We start from the raw sequence: 899 nt of genomic DNA on the forward strand, positions 1-899 counted from the left end.
GCATACTACACCATGCGCCGCCAGATCGACTGGAACGGCAACCTGCGCGCCCGACTGGGCGTGACCACCCGCAGCGGCATCATGCCCTACGTGACTGGGGGCCTGTCCTACGCCAAGGTGCAGAACAGCTTCACCACCAGCAACGGGGCGAACAGCTTCACCGAAGTGAACCGCAAGGAAGATGCCTGGGGCTGGAACGTCGGTGGCGGCGTGGAAGCCAAGGTCGCGCAGAACTTCTCGATCGGCGCGCGCTACCTCTATACCCGCTACAATGCCGACGATTATCGCGTCGATGTCGGTGCTGGCACCGCACCTGCGACAAATCCCTTCCGCATCACCCCCTCGGGCGGGGCCAGCATCAATCGTGGGGACAAGTTCGACACCCAGAGCGTGATGGTGACCAGCAGCTTCCGCTTCTGATCGCACTGACCGGAGGGCAGCTGCGAACATTCTGCACCGCCTCGCAGTTGCCCTCATTGGTAATAGCGCCACACATTCGCAGCAGAACAGTGTCAGCGTATTGCGCTTGGCAGGAGCGCAGTGCTCCCTGGTTCCACATAATGTATTCCCACTCAATACGTCTGGCGTCTCCGCTGGAGAATTTGATGCTGTGAAAGCCGGCTTAAGCGCTGTCCGGGCTTTGAAGCCGAAGGTCCCTATCGGCGAGTCTGAGACCTCCAGAAAAAGAAAAGCTGCCCGCTCGCAACTCGATAGCGAAATATCACCGCTGACAGTCTGGAATGGGTCGGTCTAGTCCAAACGGCTTAGTCCGCAAGGCTAGAGCGGTTTTCGATCATTCTGGTTCGTAGCCACATGATTTGAAGTAGTTGGCGCATTCCTGAGGCTGGAAGATATCGACGAGTTTGCCGATCAAGCTCCACAGGCCGCTGACCGTTCGC

1 protein-coding gene and 1 pseudogene are annotated in these 899 nt (G+C 58.7%); one reads left to right on the forward strand and one right to left on the reverse strand.

Features of this window, described 5'->3' with window-relative positions:
* Positions 1 to 420, forward strand: a 420-nt coding sequence (locus A8V01_RS04185) for an outer membrane protein (RefSeq protein ID WP_146037178.1), incomplete at its 5' end; no start/stop codon positions are given.
* Between the two features lie 373 nt (positions 421 to 793).
* Here A8V01_RS04185 and A8V01_RS28880 read toward each other — a convergent pair.
* Positions 794 to 899 (reverse strand): annotated as a pseudogene (locus A8V01_RS28880) (IS630 family transposase); the annotation flags it as partial.

It is taken from the genome of Novosphingobium guangzhouense (assembly GCF_002896965.1).
Taxonomy (GTDB): domain Bacteria; phylum Pseudomonadota; class Alphaproteobacteria; order Sphingomonadales; family Sphingomonadaceae; genus Novosphingobium; species Novosphingobium guangzhouense.